The sequence below is a fragment of the Tsukamurella paurometabola genome (genome assembly GCF_900631615.1).
GTDB lineage: Bacteria > Actinomycetota > Actinomycetes > Mycobacteriales > Mycobacteriaceae > Tsukamurella > Tsukamurella paurometabola_A.
The window spans coordinates 1,636,082-1,655,833 of record NZ_LR131273.1 but is presented as its reverse complement, the minus strand read 5'-3'; the positions used below and the strand labels follow the sequence as shown (position 1 = coordinate 1,655,833).

Below are 19,752 nucleotides of genomic sequence, written 5' to 3'. Positions count from 1 at the left end.
TGACGTCGAGGAAGTCGGGGGCGGCCCTGCTTAGGGGGCAGCGGGGCTGACTGTCGGGCTGCCGTCGCCCATCCCTGGCATACCCGACATACCCGGCATGCTTGTGTGAGGTGTCGGCGATGAAGTCGGGGAGCTGCTCATCGAGTGGCCTGCGGGCATCGACGGTTGGGTTGAGGTGGGGGTAGTGCTGGTGTCGTCGTTCATGTTCATCGTGGACATGTCGTCGCCGCAGGCGGTGACGGCGAGGGCAATAGTGGCGGTGACGGCGGCGGTGGTGATCAGTCGTTTCGGGTTCATCGGTTCGTCTTTCTGGCAGGGATTCTCTGTGGGGTTCGTTGAAGGGGCGGTCGGGGTAGTGGGCTCGAGGCTGTACCGGGTTCCGGTGGTGGGTGTTCTCGCTTGGTGTTGCGGCGTTTGTAGACCGGCAGGGTCAGGGTGAACTGGGCGCCTTGTCCGGGGCCGCGGCTGGTGGCGGTGAGGGATCCGTCGTGGGCCTCGGCGAGCGCGCGGGCGATAGTCAGGCCGATACCGCTGCCGCCGGCGTCGCGGCTGCGAGAGGTGTCGGTGCGGTAGAAGCGGTCGAAGATGTGTGGGAGGTGTTCGCTGGCGATGCCTTCGCCTGTGTCCTCGACGATGATGTCGATGAGGTTGTGGTCGCGGCGGCGGCTGCTGACCGTGACGCTGCCTCCCGGTGGGGTGTGTCGGCGTGCGTTGCTGAGCAGGTTCGCGAGGGTCTGGCCGATGCGGGCACGGTCGGCGTCGACGAGGTCGGTGGTGGTGGGTCCGAGGCCGAGGTGGATACCTACGGCGTCGTAGCCGGGTTGCGCTTCTCGGACCGCGGCGGTGGTGATGTCGTTGACCGCGGTCGGCTCTGCTTCGACGCGTAGTTGTCGTTCGCCGGCGCGGGAGACGGCGTCGATGTCGTCAGCGAGTCGCTTGAGGCGGCCGGTGGCGCTGCGGATGACGCCGTACATTTGCGCGCCCGGCGTGCGGATGCCGTCCTCGGCGGCTTCGATTTGGGCGGTGATGGTGGTGATCGGCGTCCGGAGTTCATGGGCGAGGTCGGAGAGCATCTGCTGGCGGATCTCTTCGGTGGTATCGATTTGCTCGGCGAGTCGGTTGACGCTGCGGGTCAGGTCGCTGAATTCGCGGCCCAGGCGGCTGGGCGGGACGCGAATGGCGTGGTTGCCGGCGGCGATGTTCGCCGTCGAGGTCACCACGGCGCCGATGGAGCGTCGGACGCGGCGGGTGATCAGCCAGCTGACGACCAGTGCGAGGACCACGGAGCTCAACAGGGCGACCGAGACGGATACCACCAGTGAGGAGGCGAACGCCTCCTCGACGTGTTTGGCTTGGGGTGAGGTGGTCGGCAGGCCGGCGTGGGCCATGTGGGTGTGGAACAGGTGCGGTGCGACAGTCCACGCCACCAGCGCGGAGGCCCCAGCGCCAGCGGCGATGACGATGGTCTGGGCGATGAACAGCCTGGTGGTGAACCCCGAACGTGGGCGACGGGTGCGCCGTGCGTCGGATCGGGGCGCGCTCATTGCTTCGACCGGCCGTCACCCATTCGGTAACCGATGCCGCGGATGGTGCGGATGTAACGCCGCTCGGTGGTGGTGTCGCCGAGCTTGCGACGCAGGCTGGCGATGTGGACGTCGACGACGTGTGCATCGCCGACCCAGGTCGGTCCCCAGAGTTCGGCGAGCAGTTGGTCGCGGCTGAACACCATGCCCGGGCGGCGGGAGAGGACGTCGAGAAGGTCGAACTCGGTGCGGGTGAGAGCCGCGGGTCTACCGGCGACGCTCACCTCCCGACCGTTCGGGTCGATTAGCAGATCCCCGATGCGGCGCTCCGCGCCCTGGGGCATGGCGGGCCCGTTGACGGTTCCGGCGCGGGGGCGGCGCAGCATTGCTTCGATTCGGGCGATCAGCTCCCGCGGGCTGAACGGTTTGGTCAGATAGTCGTCCGCCCCGACGGACAGGCCGACCAGAGTGTCGACTTCGTCGGCGCGGGCGGTGACCATGACAACGTAGGCGTCCGAGAAGGTGCGCAGTTGCCGGCACACTTCGACACCGTCGAGCGAGGGCAGCCCGAGGTCGAGGACGACGACATCCGGTGGAGTTCGGTGCGCGGCGGCGACTGCGGCCGCTCCATCGCCGGTGATCTCGACATCGAAACCACTGCGCTGAAGGTAGTCGGCGATGACCTCGGCGAGGTCCGGCTCGTCCTCGACAACCATCGCGCGCAGGCCCAGCTTCGGCCGCGGTTCGGTCACCGCCGTCGGCTTGGGCTCGGCAACAATCGCATCCATGCCTCCATCGTGGCCTGACCGTATGCCCAGGATCGACCCGAGGCGCGGTTCTTGAGCAAATCTTGATCTTGAGCACACGTAACGGCCTGGTTAGGGCACGCACAGTCGAGGGCGATCAGATACCCCTCACCGGACTGATCACCGGTGGCACGTCTTCACCCGGCGGGCCACGGGCACGCCATCTGCCGACTCACGCTGACCGTCCTGGTCCTGCAAGACCGTCGCGCCGGGTGGCGTGCCACACACCTGTGCCGCCCTTTTCCGCTTCCGAAAGGACCCCAGCACGTGAGCACCGAAGTGACCACGGTTCCTGATTCTCGCCCCCCACTGTCATTGCTGCACCCGCCGTTGCCCGCCCGGTCGCTCCTCGACATCGGACCTGTCTCGGAGCGCCCGGCGGCCCTGGTCGGCAACACTCCGGTGATGCGGATCGCCGAACCGTTCGCGCCGGCCGGGCACGGGTTCTGGGCCAAACTCGAGGGGTTCAATCCCGGCGGCATGAAGGACCGCCCTGCCCTGCACATGATCGAACGGGCCAAGGCACGGGGGGATCTCACGACGGGCGCACGGATCGTGGAGTCGACCAGCGGCACGCTCGGGCTCGGCCTGGCGCTCGCGGGCATCGTGCACGATCATCCGGTGACGCTGGTGACCGACCCGGGGCTGGAGCCGATCCTGACGCAGATGCTCGCCGCCTACGGCGCCGAGGTCGACCTGGTGACGGAACCTCATCCGGCGGGCGGATGGCAGCAAGCCCGACGCGACCGGGTCTGTGAGCACCTGGCTGCGGACCCGACCGCGTGGTGCCCGGACCAGTACACCAACCCGGACAACGTCAGCGCCTATCAGCCGCTGGCCCTCGAGCTGCTGACCCAGCTCGGGCACATCGATGTGCTCGTCTGCTCGGTCGGCACCGGCGGACACTCGGCCGGGGTCAGCCGCACCCTGCGGCAGTTCCTGCCGGACCTGCAACTCGTCGGAGTCGACACCATCGGATCGACGATCTTCGGCCAGCCCGCGCACAAGCGACTCATGCGTGGCCTTGGCTCGAGCATCTATCCGGAGAACGTCGACTACTCGGCGTTCTCGGAAGTGCACTGGGTCGCGCCCGAGGAGTCGGTGTGGGCGTGCCGGACCTTGGCATCGACGCACTACGCGACCGGCGGCTGGAGCGTCGGTGCGGTAGCCCAGGTCGCCGGGTGGATCGCCGGCACCCGCTCGCCGGACACGGTCGTTGCTGCGATCTTCCCCGACGGCCCCCAGCGCTACTACGGAACCGTCTACAGCGACGCCTACTGCCACGCCAACAACATCGACCCGACGCTCGCACCACCGTTGGCGCCGATCACCATCGCCGACCCAGCCAGGACCGTGGTCACCCGCTGGTCCCGCACCACCAACGTCCGCAACCCGCTGACCGTCGTATGAGGGGGCCCATCGCCACGTTCCGGACCTTCGACCGGCCCAGCCAGGTGTTGATGGTCAACCAATTCACCATCAACCTGGGCTTCTACATGCTCATGCCCTACCTAGCCGGATACCTCGCTGGCCCCGTCGGGCTCGCCGGCTGGGCGATCGGGTTGGTGCTGGGAATTCGGAACTTCTCCCAGCAAGGGATGTTCCTCATCGGCGGCACCCTCGCCGACCGACTCGGCTTCAAGCCGCTCATCGTCGCCGGGTGCCTACTGCGGACCATCGGGTTCGTACTGCTGGCGACGGTCGAATCGCTGCCTGCACTGCTAATCGCATCCGTAGCTACCGGATTCGCCGGGGCACTGTTCAACCCCGCGGTGCGCGCGTACCTGGCCGCTGACGCCGGAGACCGGCGCATCGAAGCCTTCGCGATCTTCAACATCTTCTACCAGGGCGGCATCCTGATCGGCCCGCTGGTCGGGGTAGCGTTGATGGCCTTCGACTTCCAGGTGACATCGGCGGTCGCCGCTGGGGTCTTCGGCGTGCTGACCGTCGCGCAGATCCTGGCTCTGCCACGCGATCGGCGCGACCGCAGAGCCACAGCCGAGCCGCGGCCGTCGGTGCTTGCCGACTGGCGGACCGTGGCCAGCAACCGGCGGTTCGTGCTGTTCTCGTGCGCGATGATCGGCTCCTACGTGCTCTCTTTCCAGGTCTATCTAGCGCTGCCACTGCACGCGGCGTCGATCACCAGCAGCGAGCAAGCGTCGACCTACCTTGTGGCGGCCGTATTCGTGGTAACCGGTGTGATCGCCGTGGCCGGGCAGCTGCGGATCACCGCTTGGTTCCGGAGCCGGTTCGGGCCCACCCGCAGCCTCAGCCTCGGGATGGCGCTCATGACGGTGGCGTTCGTGCCGCTACTAGCAGTGCCGACCGCAACGCTGACCGGGCAGGTCGCCGCCATCGCGGCGCTGTTGCTGGCGGCAGCGGGCCTGGCGATAGCCACGGCGACCGTCTTCCCATTCGAGATGGACACGGTCGTCAGCCTCTCCGGCAATCGACTCGTCGCTACCCACTACGGGCTCTACAACACGGTGGTCGGCGTGGGGATCCTGGCCGGCAACCTCGGCACCGGGGCGCTCATGTCATTGGGGGACCGGCTCGGGTTCCCGGCGCTGATCTGGCTGGTGCTCATCATCGTCGGTTCCGGCGCGGCACTCGCGTTGCGGGCGCTCCATCGAGCCGGCGCACTGAGTGTGCCCGATCCCGCGGCCCGCGAAGCGGACGTGGCCGCTGCGGCGGGAATGCATCGTCGGTGACCTGCTGTCAGGAGTCTGTGCTGCGGTGTTCCGATACGCAGGGCCCCGGTCCCTCCGCGGTGGAGGGCCGGGGCCGGGGCCGGGGCGACGTTAGTTGGCGACGCTGGTGAAGCCACGCAGCCGCAGGCTGTTGCCGACGACGAAGACGCTGGAGAAGGCCATCGCGGCCCCGGCCAGCATCGGGTTGAGCATGCCCGCCGCAGCGACCGGTATCGCAGCGGTGTTGTAGGCGAATGCCCAGAACAGGTTCGTCTTGATCGTGCTCAGCGTTTTGCGAGAGAGCCTGATCGCGTCAACGGCGCTGCGCAGGTCGCCGCGCACCAGCGTGATGTCAGAGGCTTCGATCGCGACGTCGGTGCCGGTTCCCATTGCCAGGCCCAGGTCGGCCTGGGCCAGCGCAGGTGCGTCGTTGACGCCGTCGCCGACCATGGCGACGACCTTGCCCTGATCCTGCAGGCGCTTGACCACCGACACCTTGTCCTGCGGCATCACCTCGGAGATGACCTCGTCGATGCCGACTTCAGCCGCGATTCGTTGTGCGACGGCGGCGTTGTCACCGGTGAGCAGCACCGGCTTCAGGCCCAGGGCCCGCAGTTCGCTGATGGCCTGGGCGCTGGTCGGCTTGACCGCGTCGGCGACAACGAGGATGCCCTTCGCCTGACCGTCCCAGCCAACCGCCACGACGGTCTTACCGTCCGATTCGGCGTCCCGTTTCGCGGCCGCCGTCCGAGGGGACAGTTCGAGTGCCCAGTCAGCCAGGAAACTCTCGCGGCCCACGATCACGGCATGCCCGTCGACCACGCCCTGCACCCCTTGTCCTTCGACGTTGGCGAAACCTTCCGGTGTGGGCAGTTCTCCGCCACTGTCGCGAGCCGCGGCGGCAATGGCCTGGGCGATCGGATGCTCGGAGGCGTTCTCCAATGCACCGGCTAGCCGTAGCAGTTCGTCAGAGTCGGTGCCGTCCTCTGCAATCACCTCGGCCAGCGTCATCTTGCCGGTCGTGACCGTTCCGGTCTTGTCGAGCACGATGGTGTCGACTTTGCGGGTGGACTCGAGCACTTCCGGGCCCTTGATCAGTACACCCATCTGGGCTCCACGACCCGTTCCCACGAGAAGCGCTGTCGGCGTGGCCAGTCCAAGTGCACACGGGCAGGCGATCACGAGCACGGCGACCGCGGCAGTGAACGCGGCCGCGACGGGGAAGCCAGCACCGAGCCACGCGCCGAGGGTGGCGAACGCGATCGCGATGACGATCGGCACGAACACACCCGAGATCCGGTCCGCGAGCCGTTGCACCTCGGCCTTCCCCGTCTGCGCGTCCTCGACGAGCTTGGCCATCTGCGCGAGCTGCGTATCCGCTCCGACCCGGGTGGCGCGCACCTCAAGCCGTCCTCCGGAATTGACCGTCGCTCCGGTCACCGTGTCCCCAACGGAGACCTCGACCGGGACGGACTCGCCGGTCAGCATCGACGCATCGATGGCCGAGGATCCGGACGTGACCACCCCGTCGGTGGCGACCTTCTCCCCCGGTCGGACCACGAAGGTGTCGCCGACGGCCAGCTCGGCGACCGGGATCCGAACCTCCGCGCCGTCACGCAGCACTGCCACGTCCTTGACGCCGAGCTCGAGGAGCGCGCGCAATGCTGCTCCGGCCTGCCGCTTGGACCTCTTCTCGAAGTAGCGGCCGGCGAGCACGAACACCGTGACCCCTGCGCCGACCTCGAGGTAGATGTTGCCTGCTCCGTCCGACGGAGCGATCGAGAACTCGAACCCGTGTGTCATCCCGGGGGTGCCGGCGGTGCCGAGGAACAACGCGTACAGCGACCACAGGAACGCTGTTAGGGTGCCCATCGAGATGAGGGTGTCCATGGTGGCGGTTCCGTGTTTGAGGTTCATCCACGCCGCCCGATGGAACGGATAGGCACCCCAGACGATCACTGGCGCAGCGAGCGTGAGCGATGCCCACTGCCAATAGGTGAACTGTAGGGCCGGTGCCATCGCCATCGCGACTACCGGCACCGCCAGCACAGCCGAGCCGATCAGCCGCTGCCTCAGGGACGTCAGCTCCGGGTCCATGTCCTCGCCGGCAACCCCAGCACCAGGTCCTCCAGCCCCCGGCGTCGAGGACCGCGGGAGAGTCGCCGAGTAGCCGGTCTTTGCCACCTCGTCGATCAGCGCCTGCGCATCGAAACCCTCGGGGACGTGCACCTTCGCCTTCTCCGTGGCGTAGTTCACCGTGGCCTCGACCCCATCGAGCCCGTTGAGTTTGCGCTCGATCCGGTTCGCGCACGAGGCGCACGTCATCCCGCCGATGTCCAGCTCGACACTACGGCCGCCCGACGGCGCTGACACACTCATCATTTTCCTCGATCCGTACTTGCGGTCTATCGCCAGGCCTGTGGCCCGCGCTGCTTCATTGCGTCACTGCTGGTGGCCGCCACCGTGCGGGGCGCCCGGTTCACTCGCCGGCACGGCGGGCGATCCACCGGGGGCACGGTGCTCCCACCGCGCGACCGCCGAGTCGGGTACTGCCACCCCACCGATCACATACGCGCTGGCGAAGACACCGGTCACCGCAACCACGTAGACGATCAGCCTGCGCATGGCACTCATGGATTGCGCACTGCCGAGTAGCCAGCCTCTTCCACCGCGGCGAGAACCCGCTCGTCGGTCACCTGCTGCGCTCCCGTGACACGCAGCCGACCCGTCTGCGCGCTGACCTCGATGGACTCGACACCGGGGATAAGGCTGACCTCCTCACGGATGGACATTTCGCAGTGGCCGCAGGTCATGCCTGTCACCTGGTATTCGCTGGTCGTCATCGCCTTCTCCTACCCAGTTCAGATACCCCCTGTGGGTATCTCCAAATCATGCTTAACATACCCCAGGCGGGTATGTCTAGGCCCTCCTGTCGCGGCGAGTGCGCCGGAGCGGTGGTCGCGCGGCCGATCCCGAGCAACCCTTGCGGTCAATACCCCGCCGGGGTATATATTCGGGGTACCCGGCTGGGGTACCCGGCTGGGGTACCCGGCTGGGGTACCCGTTCAGGTGAATGTGAGACGGTCGGGGGGCCTGAGATGAAGGAGTTCGACGATGACCGACAATGCACACCGACAGTCTTGCTGTGGGCACACCGGCCCCGGCGAGCAGTCGCTCGAGCTGACCCGCAGCGCCCGGCAGGCGGGCACAGGCGGTACCGACACGGCGGAGTGCCCCGTCATGACCGGCACGGTGGTGGACAAGTCTGCCGCTGTCAGCAAGGGCCTCTACCGCGACTTCGAGGGCACGCGGTACTACCTGTGCTGCGCCGGGTGCGGGCCTCGGTTCGACGCCGACCCACACAAGTACGTTACGGCGGCCTCGGCGTGAGCACCGATATCCCCGCGGTTGCGGTCGAGCGGGCCGAGTGCTGTGCGGCGCAGCACGGGTATTTGACCGATAAGTCGCGCTATCTGATGCGGGCGAAGCGGATCGAGGGACAGGTGCGTGGCATTGAGCGGATGATCGATGAGGACCAGTATTGCATCGACATCCTGACCCAGATCAGTGCCGCGACGAGCGCCCTGCAAGGGCTCGCCTTGGCGTTGCTGGATGACCACATGCGGCACTGCGTCGTCCAGGCCGCCCGCTCAGACCAGCAGGAACTCGACACCAAGCTGAACGAAGCGACTGCCGCGATCACCCGTCTCGTCCGATCATGAGTCCACCCGGGGTGTCGTCCCGGTGGCTGTCGTTTCCGCGAAGGAGCACGTTATGGAGCACGGTTCGCATACCGATCACACAGGACACGCCGGTCACGGCGTTGGGCCCGAAGTGCCACAGGGGCTGCAGGTCGCCGCTCGAGGCTATCGCTTCGAACCGGCGATCCAGATCGTCGACGCCGGGACCGTGGAACTTCGCTTTGTGATCCTCGGGCCCGACGGCGAGCCGCTAGTCACCTTCGAGGAACGTCACGACAAGCAGTTGCACTTGATCGTTGTGAGCCGCGACACCAGCGTCTTTCACCACGTCCATCCGTCGATGGACAGTGCCGGGTCCTGGACTGTGCAGCTGGCGCTCACGCCGGGAGTGTGGCGGGTCTTGGCCGATTTCGTGCCGCAGGGCGCGCCGGACGGGCTCACGCTCGGTGCCGACCTGTTCGTGCCTGGCGGGTTCCATCCTCGGCCCTTGCCTGAGTTGAGAAGGGCCTGGACCGGCGGCGACTACACCGTCACGCTCGAGGGCGATCTCGTTGCCGCCCAAGCCGGGGAGCTGCAGGCCGTCGTCACCTGGAATGGCGTCCCGGTGACCGATCTGCAGCCCTATCTTGCTGCGTACGGCCACCTGGTGGCGTTGCGGGCCGGTGACCTCGCTTACCTGCATATCCATCCCGAGGGGAGCCCGTCGGACCCGCAGACGCCTGCAGGTCCCCGGATCCGGTTCCACGCGGTCGCTCCCTCCGTGGGAACCTACCGGCTGTTCCTGGATTTCCGACATCAGGACACCGTCCGGACCGCGGACTTCACCCTCGTTGCCACCGGAGGCACCACCGGTGCAGTCACTGGCGGTGCGAGCGCGCACCACCATCAGTAGCGCTGATTCAGGCAGTACTAGGTTTTCCGGAGCCCGGGGTGGCGTGCGCTGCGGGCCCTGTTCGATCGACGTCGTCGCCAACTAGTTGGGAGCCATCGTGGGGCCTTTTTCTCATCGCGATTTCCGCCTGTTGTTCAGTGCGCAGATCGTTGCGCTGCTCGGCACCGGGCTAGCGACGGTCGCCCTCGGGCTGCTCGCCTACGACATCGCTGGCTCGTCCGCAGCGGTCGTCCTGGGAACGGCGCTGACGATCAAGATGGTTCTCTATGTCGTTATCGCACCGGTGGCGGCGGCGTACGTCGACCGGCTGCCGCGACGCGCGTTCCTGATTGCGCTGGACCTGTTCCGTGCGGCGATCGTGCTGGCGTTGCCGTTCGTCACTGAGGTCTGGCAGATCTACGTGCTCATCGGATCACTGCAGGCGGCGTCGGCCGCGTTCACGCCTACGTTCCAAGCCGTGATCCCCGACATCATCACCGATGAGCGCGAGTACACCACTGCGTTGTCGGCCTCGCAAGTTGCCTACACGATGGAGAGTCTGGTCAGCCCGGTCGTGGCGGCGCTGGCGTTGCTGGTGATCGAGTTCAATGTGCTCTTCGTCGGTACCGCGATCGGGTTCGTCCTGTCCGCGGTGCTGGTGCTGCAAGCCAAGGTACCCAACGCGAAACCGTCGGGCGCCACGCGGCCAACGGACCGGATCTTCGCCGGTCTGCGGATTTTCACAGGTACCGCCAGCCTGCGAGGAGTCATCGCGGTCAATTTCGCTGTCGCCGCGGCCGGTTCGATCGTGGTGGTGAACACCGTCAACTACGTCCGTGACCGACTGAGCGGGTCCGAGTCCGACGTCGCGTGGATGATGGCGGCGTCCGGCGGTGGGACCCTAGCTGTGGCACTAGCGGTACCACGCTTGCTCGACCGGGTGACCGCCCGCGCCGTGATGCTCACCGGAGCGGGCCTGCTCACCGCCGCGGCTACTGCGGCGGTTGCCATGGCTGCGGTGGACCGGCCGAGCTGGGCGGTGACCGCGGCGATCTGGCTGGCGAGCGGTGCCGGCTCAGCGCTGGCTATCACCCCGACCGGAAAGGTGCTGCGGTCTGCTGTGGCGCCGGCAAACGTTGCTTCCGTGTTCGCGGCGCAGTTCTCGCTCTCGCACCTCGCTTGGCTCATTGCCTACCCGATCGCGGGTTGGGGGGCCACACGATTCGGTCTCGTACCCGCGTGGGGTGTACTCGCGCTGATCGCCGCCGCCGGTGCGATCGCCGCGCCGCTGCTCTGGCGGCGCGGTGCCCTGCCCGCTGGCACGCAGGTACCGGCCCCCGCGGAGGAAGGCGGCGCGGTCCCACCCGATCAGGCATGGCGTCACGCTGCGGCCGCCGACGGGACCCTGACCGAGTGCCAGTGTACATGCACACAAGCCGCGTAACGCCCAGGCGACGAAATTCCAGCACCTGCGCCGTCCCATCGCGGCCGCCTCGTCTATGGCAGGCAACCAATCCTGATCCGTACAAGCTGGCCGCCCCGCTCACCACCGTCCGGTGGGTGGATACTGACGCTATGGCGACAAGCGACGAGGCTGCGCAGTTCGTTTCAGGCAATGCCGGCTGGCCCAGATCCTGTCCGATCCGGAGCGCCGGACGCGCGTAGACGCCATCACCACAGAGATGGCCTTGCTCGACCGTCAATACCGCGCGGCTGTACGGCTCCTCGACGGCGCGCTAGCCGCGAAGACCACCACTGGCGAGTCCCCCAAGGTTCGAACAAGGCAGTGCAGGCCAAAGAGCAGGACGACGCCGCAGGCGGCCGCCACAACCGCGTCATCCGCACCGCGCCCCACGCTCTCGGGCGGGTGGTCCTCCGGTGCCAATACCGGCGCCTATACGCGGAACTGCGGTGGACCGATGCGACGAAGCAGCACGCCGAGTACCTCGGCGAGATGACCTGGCAGAGCCGCGCCGACAACCTCGCCGCCGCCTGGAGCGCAGCACACGCCCGCGGTCTCACCGCGAAGGTCCTCGAGGAAGGGTCCGCCGAAACCGGTACCAGGTAACCGCTCCGGTGCCACGCCCCTACTGCAGCCAGCGGGCGCCGTCCTCGGATGCACGTGCCAGGACGGTGTCCAGGCGGCGGGGATCACGCGGGCCGCGGGTGAGGTAGGTGATCGCCGTCTGGTCATCGAGGTCCGCCGACGGCGCGCACATCCAGCACGCCGCCGTCCACGGCTCGGCGGCGCGCCGCAGGGCCTGCCAGACGGTCAGCAGCCGCTCATCCACCCAGCGACCGTCGGGGAACTGCCACGCAGGGAACACCGGTGTGCCGCCGGCCAGCGGCACCCAGATCACCTGCTCCGCGGCGACCATCCGCGCCAGGTCATCGCCATCTAGACCGAGGTACCCGGTGACACCATCGGCGTCGTAGAAGGGACCGACGAGCTCGTCGAGTATCGCTGCCGCAGCGGCGCCGGCGCTCGTCTCGTCCACGCAAGGTGATGATCCGCGCGGCCGGTGCACTTGTCCACCCGAAATGACCCGCACCCAGAGCTGGCCCAGAAGTGGATACTGACGACCATGACGGAAAGCGGCGACGAAGTGCGGTTCATCTCCGGCGATGAGCGACTGGCGCGGATTCTCGCCGACCCGCAGCGGCGGGCCCGGGTGGACGCCATCACCGCCGAGATGGACCTGATCGATCAGCGGTACCGCACGGCCGCCCAGCTGCTCGACGACGCGGTGCCACGACAGCCGCAGAGGTCGGCGCCCGCGCGACCGCCGCGGTCCTCACCGCACTCCAGCGTCACCTCACCGCCGCGGGCGTCCGCGAGGTCAGCATCACGCTCACATTCGGCGATCACGACGTGACGGTGCCGTGGATCCGGTTCGCCGGACATCGCCTGCCAGACACCGACGACTGATCACCGTGCACCCGGACCCACACCGACCCTTCTAGTCCGGTGCGGACTCGTCGAGGGTGAATCCGCTCGCCTCGGCGTCCGCGGCGCACAGGGTCCGGACCCAGCTCCCGCGGCGCGTGAGGCCACCGTCACCGCCGCACTGCTCGCACATACGCTCGGACCGCCGTTCCGCCGCCCGGATCAACTCGTCGAAACCCGGCCGGGGCCGGTCCGGTTCGAACTCGACGTAGTACCGCAGGCCGCCGAACTTCTCCTTGATCTGAATCAGCTGGTAGCCGGGGTCGATCGCCGCCAGCTCCCGGTCGAGATCGACGATCAACCGGTACCAGCCAGGCCCCACATCCAGGGACCCGTACCACCCCGGAAGGAACCGGGCACGGATCCCCGCCAGATCATCCTCACTCACTTCGTCGGCCATGCAGGCCAGCCTGCCAGGACGCCTGCACCGCGGAGTGACAGGCCCGGCACCACCCCCGACTCCACCGGTTCGGTGCGCAATCACCGCCGGGGAACTACCCACAACCCCGGGGAAGCGATGGATCCGTGCCGACGCACTGCGACCCCGACCACCCTGCCTACAGGCCGAATGCGCCGCCCGAGACGAGGATGATGACCCCGAGGGTGATCAGCACCAGGGGAAACAGCACGCTTTCCCCTCGTTCGAGGATCTCGGCGATGCGGCGGCGGGTGGCGACGTACCGGGCAATGGACACCAGTGCCCCCACCAAGATCACGAAGACCACGCAGTAGGCGGCGATCGCGGTGTGGTTGATGCTGGCGAAGACGGGCACGTACACGCCGATGTTGTCGCCGCCGTTGGCGAAGGTCACGCCCGCCACGCCCAGGACGCCGACCGCGTTGCCCGCCCCCTTCCCCGTCGCGCAGTCACCATCGCCGCTGCCGCTGCCGCGGTATTCGCGCCAGCTCGACCACGCTGCCCGCAGCCCCAGGATCAGGGGGACGAGCCCGAAGTACGGGATCGCCGCGACGGGGAGGAAGGCGCCGGCGCCGAGGGCGATCAGCACTGCGGCAGCGAGGATGCCGGCGAATCCGAGGTACTGCCCGGCGGTGATCTTGGCCGTCAGGTGCCGCTGGCCCGCGCCGCGGGCGAAGAACAGGGAGATCACGATGATGTCGTCGATGTTGGTGGCCACGAACAGGCCCACGGCTTGCAGCACGGTCGAGATCATCACCGGCCACCTGCCCGTGATGTGAGCGCTGACCCGGCGGGTGACGTGACGGAGGTCGTCGCAGCGGCAGTGGTGGTGGCCGGGGCGGTCGCGCGGTCGAATCGGCGGGCGCAGTCGGCTGAGCAGAACCACCATCGGCCGGTGTCGGTGTGCCGGTGTGCGGGGGCGGTCGCCGGGTCGATGCGGGCGCCGCAGATCGGGTCGTGCGGGTGCCGGGTGTCGGTGAAGGTGATGCTGTGCAGTTCGATTGGGGTGCTGATGTTGCGCAGGTTTCGCGGGCCGAGGGCGGTGGTGGGCACACCGGCGCGGGTGGCGGCGGGCAGGAGCGGGTCGGTGAGGACGGCGTGGCCGGCGCCGGCGAGGGCGGTGATGCGGGCGGCGATGTTGACCGCGTGCCCGTACAGGTCGCCGTCGCGTCGGAGGGCGGTGCCGTGGTGGATTCCGGCGCGGAGGGCGAGGAATCCGTCCTCGTCGGCGGCGTGCCCGGCGAGCGCGGTGATCGTGGCCAGCATCGCATCGGTGGTGTCGGCGGTGAGCATCACCGCATCGCCGATGGTCTTGACCAGCCGGGCCTGCGGGTGCAGGGCTCGACGGGCGTGCTCAGCCAACCGGAGCGCAAGCTCGGCGGCTTCGTGGTCGCCGCACATCTCGGTGAGCACGCTGTAGCCGGCGAGGTCGACGAATGCCACGGCGACCTCCACCTGTTCGAGGCCGTCCAGCTCGGGCCGCGCACCGTGGTGATGGCCGCGGCCGAGCCGGTGTTCGGGCCCTGGCGTGGTCATCGGCCTGCGGTGCGGGTCGCGCGGAAGCGGGTCAGTGCCGCGTTCTCCCGGACGGTGACCTCCCGCAGCGGCAGGCCTGCCAGGTGCGGGCGCAGCTGGCCGCGGTCGATGAACCGGTGCGGTGCGCCTTCGAGCCGGTGCAGGATCCGCGCCGGCGCGGTGCCGAGCAGGTCGTAGCCGACCAGGGTTCCGCCGGGGCGCAGCACCCGGACGGCTTCGCGGAGGGCCTGCTCCCAGTCGACGACGTGGTGCAACATGATGAACGAGACGACGGTGTCGAACTCGTCGTCGCCGAAGGGCAACGCGGCGGCGTCGGCCACCCTCGCCTGCGCTCGGTCACCGAAGCGCTGCAACCGATCCTGCGCGGCGGCGACCATCACCGGGTCGAAGTCGGTGACGGTGAGCTGCACCTGATCCGCAGGGGCGCTCGCCGCCAGCAGCTGCGCGGCCATCGCGCCGCCGCCGCCGCCGATCTCCAGCACCCTCCCCGTAGGGCGCACGCCCTGCAAGGCCCACGGCAACACCCACCGCCGTGTCGCTGCCTCCCACGGCGTGCTGCGGCAGAACAGGGACTCGATCGTCGACATCGATGGCATACCCAGCAGCTCCCAACACCGCTCACGGCCACCGATCGGCGGCCTGTTCCTCGCGAGAACTCGATTACACCACAGAATACCGCTATCATCGTCGTATGACGATGAATGAGTGTTCGGTGGCGACGGGCGCGCAGCTCGATCCCGCGGTCGCGTTGTTCCACAGCCTCTCCGACGGGACCCGGCTGGCGATCGCGACGCGGCTTGCCCACGGTGGCGAGGCCCGGGTGGCGGACCTGATGGCCGAGCTGGGCCTGGCGCAGTCGACGGTGTCGGCGCACGTGGCGTGCCTGCGGGACTGCGGTCTGGTGCAGGGCCGCCCGCAGGGGCGGCAGGTGTTCTACAGCCTCGCCCGCCCGGAGCTGATGGACCTGCTCGCGGCGGCGGAGACGCTGCTCGCGGCGACCGGCAACGCGGTCGCGTTGTGCCCGAACTACGGCACCGACAGCGCCACCTGCTGCAGCCCGGACGCTGTGACGACCGAGGAGGCTTCGGCGGCGAAGGTGGTGCGGCGATGAGTGACGCGTGCGGCTGCGGGCACGACGAGCCCGCCGGCGAGGACGAGCAGGCTCCCGGGCAGTGGTGGCAGGTGCGGGAATTGCAGGCCGCCGCGGCCGCGGCGGTGTTCCTACTCGCCGCATACATCGTCGGGTGGGCCGGCGGCCCGCAGCGCCTGTCACTGGTGCTGGAGTGGATCGCGCTGCTGATCGGGGCGTGGACTTTCGTGCCGTCCACGCTGCGGCGCCTGGCCCAGGGCAAGATCGGCGTCGGGACACTGATGACGATCGCCGCCGTCGGCGCGGTGATCCTCGGCGAGGTCGGCGAGGCGGCGATGCTCGCCGTGCTGTTCGCCATCAGCGAGGGCCTCGAGGAGTACGCCGTCTCACGGACCCGCCGCGGCCTGCGGGCGCTGCTCAACCTCGTCCCCGACACCGCGACCGTCCTGCGCGACGGCACCCCGGCCACCATCTCCCCGGCCGAGCTGGCGGTCGGAGACCGGATGCTGGTCAAGCCCGGCGAGCGGATCGCCACCGACGGCGTGATCCGCGACGGCCGCACCGCCCTGGACGTCTCGGCGATCACCGGCGAATCCGTGCCCGTCGAGGCCGGACCCGGCGACGAGGTGTTCGCCGGGACGATCAACGGCACCGGCGCCCTCACGGTCGAAGTCACCACCACCGCGGAGAACAACTCGCTGGCCAAGATCGTGCAGATCGTCGAGGCCGAACAGTCCCGCAAGGGCGACGCACAACGCCTCGCCGACACCATCGCCAAGCCCCTGGTCCCGGCGATCATGATCTTCGCCGCCGCGATCGCGATCCTCGGGTCCCTGCTCGGTGACCCCGCAACGTGGATCGAACGGGCCCTGGTCGTGCTGGTCGCCGCCTCCCCCTGCGCACTGGCGATCTCCGTCCCCGTCACCGTCGTCGCCGCGATCGGCGCCGCCAGCAAGATCGGCGTCCTGGTCAAGGGCGGCGCCGCCCTCGAGGCCCTCGGCCGGGTGCGGACGGTCGCCCTCGACAAGACCGGCACCCTGACCGCGAACCGCCCCGCCGTCGTCGACATCGCCACCATCACCGACCCGGCCACCGACCCGGCCGGCCCCTCCGTCGAGGCGAGCGACCTCGGCTCGGGCGTCCGGTCGCCGGAACAGGACCGGGTGCTCGCCGTCGCCGCGGCGCTCGAAGCCCACAGTGAACATCCCCTCGCCCGGGCGATCCTCACCGCCAATGGCGACCGCATACCGGCGGCGGTCGATGTGCAGGCCGTCCCCGGGGCCGGGCTGACCGGGCTCGTCGACGGGCGGCCCGCCCGGCTCGGCCGGCCCGGCTGGATCGACCCGGGCCCACTTGCAGCGCGGGTCGCGGCCATGCAAGCCGGCGGCGCCACCGCGGTCCTCGTCGAAGACGACGGGCAGGTCATCGGGGCGGTCGCCGTCCGCGACGAGCTGCGTCCTGAAGCCCGCGAGGTCATCGATCACCTGCACCGCGGCGGCGCCACCGTCGCGATGCTCACCGGCGACAACACCGCCACCGCCACCGCCCTGGCGAAGATCGCCGGGATCGACGACGTACACGCCGACCTGCGGCCCGAGGACAAGGCCCGGATCATCGGCGAGCTCCGCAAAGACCGGTTCACCGCGATGGTCGGCGACGGCGTCAACGACGCCCCCGCCCTCGCCACCGCGGACCTCGGCATCGCCATGGGCGCCATGGGCTCGGACGTCGCGATCGAAACTGCCGACATCGCGCTCATGGGTGAGGACCTACGGACCCTGCCGCAGGCCCTCGATCACGCCCGCCGGGCCCGGAACATCATGCTGCAGAACGTGGCCCTGTCCCTCGGGCTGATCGCGATCCTCATCCCGCTCGCACTGTTCGGCGTCCTCGGCCTCGCCGCCGTCGTCGCCGTCCACGAACTCGCCGAGATCGTCGTCATCGCCAACGGCGTCCGCGCCGGCCGCGTCACCGCGCTCCCGCCGGCTCCCCCAGCAACGAGCCGGCGGCCGACGATTCAGCAAGCGGTGTAGCGCCACGCCACGGGCCTCCGCGCGGGTACTGGGGCGGGATCAGTGCGGTCTGCGGGCGGTGCGGCTTGCGTTCGCGGACTCAGGTCCGGGCGGGTGAGCTGCTCGGTGTCCTTCGGGATTTCAGGGGACACCGAGGAAGGACAGTCGCTTGTGCTCGGTGCTCTGCTCGCCGTCACCGAAACATGCGCGGCTCGGTCCGTTCGTTTGGGTTCGAGGGATGTCCCTGGTATTTCGCGCGCGCATTTCGCACACCGCTCCTACCAAGCGGCGGGCCACCGTCGAGCAACCTCCGAATTGGTTACTGGCACGCTTGTACCAATGTCCCGGAGATCAGATCGCAACCGCACCCCTCGCCCGAAGCCCGCGCCCGCACCGCTGGATCACACACCGCTGATGACGGCATTGCGGCAGGTGGAGATCGCCGTCGCCGGGTTCAACCGCGAGGCCGCGCGGATCGAGAGCGAGTACGGCATCGCCATCTGTCCCGAGCGGGTCGTCAACACTCCCGAGACCACTGGCCTGGCACACTACATCGAGGTCGCGATCGGCATCGTCGCACGTAAGCTTCCCGTGGCGGTGTATGGGTCGGACGGCCGGCGCTGGACCGGCGCCCGGTCTCCGCGGCAGGTGTTCGCGCTGTACGAGGCGGCCGGCGACAACACCGCTGACTACCTGACGCAGATGGCTCTCAACGTCGAGCGGATCAAGGCCAAGAAGGACGACCTCGACCGCAGCCTCAAGAGGAAGTGCCTGCGGCCGAAGACGAACGGGAAACCGTGTCAGATGCGGCCGCTGTATCAGGCCGGAGTGGGCCACCAGGACGGGTTCGGTTGCTGGCGCCATGCCACCGACGACGAGAAGCTCGAGCTGGAGAAGTCGCGTATCGCCATCGAGACCAAGACCGGTTGTCCGGGGTGCAAGGCCGGGCCTGGCGAGGCGTGCTTGATCCCCACCGAGGACGGCCTCACTCCCGCCCAGGCCGGCCTGACGATGGTCGACGGCGAGTGGCCCCGTGTGCGGGTTCTCGGTGGAGCCGAGATCCACGTCCCGCGGATCGAACTGATCCATCCTCGCGTCCTCGAGCCCGCCGAGTAGATCCGCCAAGGACGGCACGCGAACCCCAGGCCCAAAATCATGGGCGCACCCGGCAGCGGCGCCCCAAATCAACTCCGCCTAGCGTTCGGGACAGTGAGCCTGACCCTATACCCCTATACGAGGAGTCCCATGACGGATGAACCGGATGTCCAGCAGCCGCCCGACGGCAACGATCCACCGTCGGAGACGGTGGATGAGCTCACGGACGGTATGCGCGGCCGGTGGGTGGTGGCCTCGCAGGGATCAACGCACCTGTGGGACCTGGATGCGTTGACGTACACGCGTCGTCCCGGCCCCGCCAGCCCGTCTGGGGCGTTCGACTACGACGGCATCGCGCACCGGATCACAAGGGTCACCCGCTGGCCGCGTGTCGGTGACCAGTCACTGGTCTGGTTCGACGATCCCGCGAGCCCCTTCGACACCGAGCAGTTCCGCCGCTCGTCGGTGATCGTGTCGATCACCCGCGCCCCAGAGCTGGCGGATGAAGAACCAGACGGTTCTGAAGTCGGTGACGCCGGCTGAGTCCGGTAGGTGTAGGCGGCAGTCAGCTGCGTCGTTCGATGAGGACGACGTCGCGCCAGCGGCCGTCGCGTTGGCCGATGCGTTCGCGGGTGCCGACGGTGCGGAATCCGGCGCGCCGGTGCAGGGCGAGGCTGGCGTGGTTCTCGGGGAAGATCCCGGTCTGGATGGTCCACACCCCGGCAGCGTCGGCGGACTGGATGAGGGCCTGCAACAGCGCGGCTCCGATGCCCTGCCCGGCGTGGCCGGAGTCGACGTAGACGCTGTGCTCGATGACGCCGGCGTAGACGCAGCGCCCCGAGACGGGCGCCGCTGCAACCCACCCGGCGACCTGCCCACCTGGGGCGAGGGCGACGACGCGGTGCTCAGGTAGGTGTCGTTGGTCGAAGTCCGTCCAGCCGGGTGCGGCGGTTTCGAAGGTGGCGTTGCCGGTGTCCATGCCGGCTTGGTAAATCGCGAGGACCTGTGGCCCATGCTCGGGCCGCATCGCAACGATCGCCGGGTCCGCCGCTCGTGCGGCGGA

At 68.8% G+C, this 19,752-nt stretch carries 23 protein-coding genes; 12 read left to right on the top strand and 11 right to left on the bottom strand.

Annotation, left to right across the window (positions count from 1 at the left end):
- Positions 1–293: 293 nt before the first annotated feature.
- On the bottom strand, positions 294–1,544 hold the full coding sequence (locus ELY19_RS08190; protein WP_019201628.1) for a sensor histidine kinase: 1,251 nt from the start codon (positions 1,542–1,544) through the stop codon (positions 294–296).
- Positions 1,541–2,311 (bottom strand): response regulator transcription factor, encoded by a 771-nt coding sequence (locus ELY19_RS08185; protein ID WP_051158842.1) that lies wholly within the window; start codon positions 2,309–2,311, stop codon positions 1,541–1,543. The genes ELY19_RS08190 and ELY19_RS08185 overlap by 4 nt, the downstream gene beginning before the upstream one ends.
- Positions 2,312–2,659: 348 nt before the next feature.
- On the opposite strand from ELY19_RS08185, the gene ELY19_RS08180 reads away from it, so the two are divergent.
- Both ELY19_RS08180 and ELY19_RS08175 read left to right on the top strand, forming a co-directional pair.
- A complete protein-coding gene (locus ELY19_RS08180) occupies positions 2,660–3,739 on the top strand; it encodes a PLP-dependent cysteine synthase family protein (protein ID WP_051158972.1) in 1,080 nt (359 codons plus the stop codon).
- Between the two features lie 8 nt (positions 3,740–3,747).
- Positions 3,748–5,040: an MFS transporter gene (locus ELY19_RS08175; RefSeq protein WP_175546284.1), complete on the top strand. Its 1,293-nt coding sequence runs from the start codon at positions 3,748–3,750 to the stop codon at positions 5,038–5,040.
- A gap of 90 nt (positions 5,041–5,130) precedes the next feature.
- Here ELY19_RS08175 and ELY19_RS08170 read toward each other — a convergent pair whose 3' ends face one another.
- From ELY19_RS08170 to ELY19_RS08165, 3 genes are all read right to left on the bottom strand, one after another.
- Positions 5,131–7,344, bottom strand: a complete 2,214-nt coding sequence (locus ELY19_RS08170; protein ID WP_019201624.1) for a heavy metal translocating P-type ATPase — start codon at positions 7,342–7,344, stop codon at positions 5,131–5,133.
- 117 nt (positions 7,345–7,461) lie between these two features.
- Positions 7,462–7,644, bottom strand: a complete 183-nt coding sequence (locus ELY19_RS23425; RefSeq protein ID WP_139057781.1) for a hypothetical protein — start codon at positions 7,642–7,644, stop codon at positions 7,462–7,464.
- A gap of 5 nt (positions 7,645–7,649) precedes the next feature.
- Positions 7,650–7,862 (bottom strand): heavy-metal-associated domain-containing protein, encoded by a 213-nt coding sequence (locus ELY19_RS08165; RefSeq protein ID WP_019201623.1) that lies wholly within the window; start codon positions 7,860–7,862, stop codon positions 7,650–7,652.
- Between the two features lie 271 nt (positions 7,863–8,133).
- On the opposite strand from ELY19_RS08165, the gene ELY19_RS08160 reads away from it, so the two are divergent.
- The 5 genes from ELY19_RS08160 (at position 8,134) to ELY19_RS08140 (ending at position 11,659) form a co-directional block, all read left to right on the top strand.
- Positions 8,134–8,409, top strand: a complete 276-nt coding sequence (locus tag ELY19_RS08160; RefSeq protein WP_019201622.1) for a YHS domain-containing protein — start codon at positions 8,134–8,136, stop codon at positions 8,407–8,409.
- Positions 8,406–8,741, top strand: a complete 336-nt coding sequence (locus ELY19_RS08155; protein ID WP_019201621.1) for a metal-sensitive transcriptional regulator — start codon at positions 8,406–8,408, stop codon at positions 8,739–8,741. The genes ELY19_RS08160 and ELY19_RS08155 overlap by 4 nt, the downstream gene beginning before the upstream one ends.
- Positions 8,742–8,793: 52 nt before the next feature.
- Positions 8,794–9,612 (top strand): DUF8832 domain-containing protein, encoded by an 819-nt coding sequence (locus ELY19_RS08150; RefSeq protein ID WP_040765953.1) that lies wholly within the window; start codon positions 8,794–8,796, stop codon positions 9,610–9,612.
- A gap of 85 nt (positions 9,613–9,697) precedes the next feature.
- Complete coding sequence (locus ELY19_RS08145; RefSeq protein WP_223120329.1) at positions 9,698–11,035, top strand: MFS transporter; 1,338 nt, start codon at positions 9,698–9,700, stop codon at positions 11,033–11,035.
- A 342-nt stretch (positions 11,036–11,377) separates the two neighbouring features.
- Positions 11,378–11,659, top strand: coding sequence for a hypothetical protein (locus tag ELY19_RS08140; protein ID WP_019201618.1), 282 nt, complete (start codon positions 11,378–11,380; stop codon positions 11,657–11,659).
- A gap of 19 nt (positions 11,660–11,678) precedes the next feature.
- Here the strand turns inward: ELY19_RS08140 and ELY19_RS08135 are convergent, their stop codons facing one another.
- On the bottom strand, positions 11,679–12,089 hold the full coding sequence (locus tag ELY19_RS08135) for a hypothetical protein (RefSeq protein ID WP_019201617.1): 411 nt from the start codon (positions 12,087–12,089) through the stop codon (positions 11,679–11,681).
- 87 nt (positions 12,090–12,176) lie between these two features.
- Here ELY19_RS08135 and ELY19_RS08130 point away from each other — a divergent pair, with 87 nt between their 5' ends.
- Positions 12,177–12,467, top strand: coding sequence for a hypothetical protein (locus tag ELY19_RS08130; protein WP_126195757.1), 291 nt, complete (start codon positions 12,177–12,179; stop codon positions 12,465–12,467).
- Between the two features lie 84 nt (positions 12,468–12,551).
- Here the strand turns inward: ELY19_RS08130 and ELY19_RS08125 are convergent, their stop codons facing one another.
- From ELY19_RS08125 to ELY19_RS08110, 4 genes are all read right to left on the bottom strand, one after another.
- Positions 12,552–12,938, bottom strand: a complete 387-nt coding sequence (locus ELY19_RS08125; RefSeq protein WP_126195756.1) for a hypothetical protein — start codon at positions 12,936–12,938, stop codon at positions 12,552–12,554.
- A 157-nt stretch (positions 12,939–13,095) separates the two neighbouring features.
- Entirely contained in the window at positions 13,096–13,713 is a 618-nt protein-coding gene (locus tag ELY19_RS08120; protein WP_068526155.1) for a cadmium resistance transporter, read from the bottom strand.
- Positions 13,710–14,492, bottom strand: coding sequence for an adenylate/guanylate cyclase domain-containing protein (locus ELY19_RS08115; RefSeq protein WP_068537260.1), 783 nt, complete (start codon positions 14,490–14,492; stop codon positions 13,710–13,712). The genes ELY19_RS08120 and ELY19_RS08115 overlap by 4 nt, the downstream gene beginning before the upstream one ends.
- Complete coding sequence (locus ELY19_RS08110) at positions 14,489–15,088, bottom strand: class I SAM-dependent methyltransferase (RefSeq protein WP_040765948.1); 600 nt, start codon at positions 15,086–15,088, stop codon at positions 14,489–14,491. The genes ELY19_RS08115 and ELY19_RS08110 overlap by 4 nt, the downstream gene beginning before the upstream one ends.
- Before the next feature lie 95 nt (positions 15,089–15,183).
- On the opposite strand from ELY19_RS08110, the gene ELY19_RS08105 reads away from it, so the two are divergent.
- The 4 genes from ELY19_RS08105 (at position 15,184) to ELY19_RS08090 (ending at position 19,232) form a co-directional block, all read left to right on the top strand.
- Positions 15,184–15,603: an ArsR/SmtB family transcription factor gene (locus ELY19_RS08105; protein WP_051158840.1), complete on the top strand. Its 420-nt coding sequence runs from the start codon at positions 15,184–15,186 to the stop codon at positions 15,601–15,603.
- A complete protein-coding gene (locus tag ELY19_RS08100; protein ID WP_126195755.1) occupies positions 15,600–17,615 on the top strand; it encodes a heavy metal translocating P-type ATPase in 2,016 nt (671 codons plus the stop codon). The genes ELY19_RS08105 and ELY19_RS08100 overlap by 4 nt, the downstream gene beginning before the upstream one ends.
- A gap of 393 nt (positions 17,616–18,008) precedes the next feature.
- A complete protein-coding gene (locus tag ELY19_RS08095; protein WP_019201609.1) occupies positions 18,009–18,710 on the top strand; it encodes a hypothetical protein in 702 nt (233 codons plus the stop codon).
- 129 nt (positions 18,711–18,839) lie between these two features.
- Entirely contained in the window at positions 18,840–19,232 is a 393-nt protein-coding gene (locus tag ELY19_RS08090) for a hypothetical protein (protein ID WP_019201608.1), read from the top strand.
- 22 nt (positions 19,233–19,254) lie between these two features.
- Here the strand turns inward: ELY19_RS08090 and ELY19_RS08085 are convergent, their stop codons facing one another.
- The gene (locus ELY19_RS08085) at positions 19,255–19,668 is read right to left on the bottom strand and encodes a GNAT family N-acetyltransferase (RefSeq protein WP_225536086.1); all 414 of its coding nucleotides are present in this window, start codon (positions 19,666–19,668) and stop codon (positions 19,255–19,257) included.
- Between the last annotated feature and the right edge of the window lie 84 nt (positions 19,669–19,752).

What these genes read in the sequence shown, in the direction of transcription:
- ELY19_RS08190 (WP_019201628.1), bottom strand. Translation starts at nt 1,544, where the DNA reads ATGAGCGCGCCCCGATCCGACGCACGGCGCACCCGTCGCCCACGTTCG.
- ELY19_RS08185 (WP_051158842.1), bottom strand. Translation starts at nt 2,311, where the DNA reads ATGGATGCGATTGTTGCCGAGCCCAAGCCGACGGCGGTGACCGAACCG.
- ELY19_RS08170 (WP_019201624.1), bottom strand. Translation starts at nt 7,344, where the DNA reads ATGACGTGCGCCTCGTGCGCGAACCGGATCGAGCGCAAACTCAACGGG.
- ELY19_RS23425 (WP_139057781.1), bottom strand. Translation starts at nt 7,644, where the DNA reads ATGCGCAGGCTGATCGTCTACGTGGTTGCGGTGACCGGTGTCTTCGCC.
- ELY19_RS08165 (WP_019201623.1), bottom strand. Translation starts at nt 7,862, where the DNA reads ATGACGACCAGCGAATACCAGGTGACAGGCATGACCTGCGGCCACTGC.
- ELY19_RS08160 (WP_019201622.1), top strand. Translation starts at nt 8,134, where the DNA reads ATGACCGACAATGCACACCGACAGTCTTGCTGTGGGCACACCGGCCCC.
- ELY19_RS08150 (WP_040765953.1), top strand. Translation starts at nt 8,794, where the DNA reads ATGGAGCACGGTTCGCATACCGATCACACAGGACACGCCGGTCACGGC.
- ELY19_RS08130 (WP_126195757.1), top strand. Translation starts at nt 12,177, where the DNA reads ATGACGGAAAGCGGCGACGAAGTGCGGTTCATCTCCGGCGATGAGCGA.
- ELY19_RS08125 (WP_126195756.1), bottom strand. Translation starts at nt 12,938, where the DNA reads ATGGCCGACGAAGTGAGTGAGGATGATCTGGCGGGGATCCGTGCCCGG.
- ELY19_RS08115 (WP_068537260.1), bottom strand. Translation starts at nt 14,492, where the DNA reads ATGACCACGCCAGGGCCCGAACACCGGCTCGGCCGCGGCCATCACCAC.
- ELY19_RS08110 (WP_040765948.1), bottom strand. Translation starts at nt 15,088, where the DNA reads ATGCCATCGATGTCGACGATCGAGTCCCTGTTCTGCCGCAGCACGCCG.
- ELY19_RS08105 (WP_051158840.1), top strand. Translation starts at nt 15,184, where the DNA reads ATGACGATGAATGAGTGTTCGGTGGCGACGGGCGCGCAGCTCGATCCC.
- ELY19_RS08100 (WP_126195755.1), top strand. Translation starts at nt 15,600, where the DNA reads ATGAGTGACGCGTGCGGCTGCGGGCACGACGAGCCCGCCGGCGAGGAC.
- ELY19_RS08095 (WP_019201609.1), top strand. Translation starts at nt 18,009, where the DNA reads ATGACGGCATTGCGGCAGGTGGAGATCGCCGTCGCCGGGTTCAACCGC.
- ELY19_RS08090 (WP_019201608.1), top strand. Translation starts at nt 18,840, where the DNA reads ATGACGGATGAACCGGATGTCCAGCAGCCGCCCGACGGCAACGATCCA.
- ELY19_RS08085 (WP_225536086.1), bottom strand. Translation starts at nt 19,668, where the DNA reads ATGGACACCGGCAACGCCACCTTCGAAACCGCCGCACCCGGCTGGACG.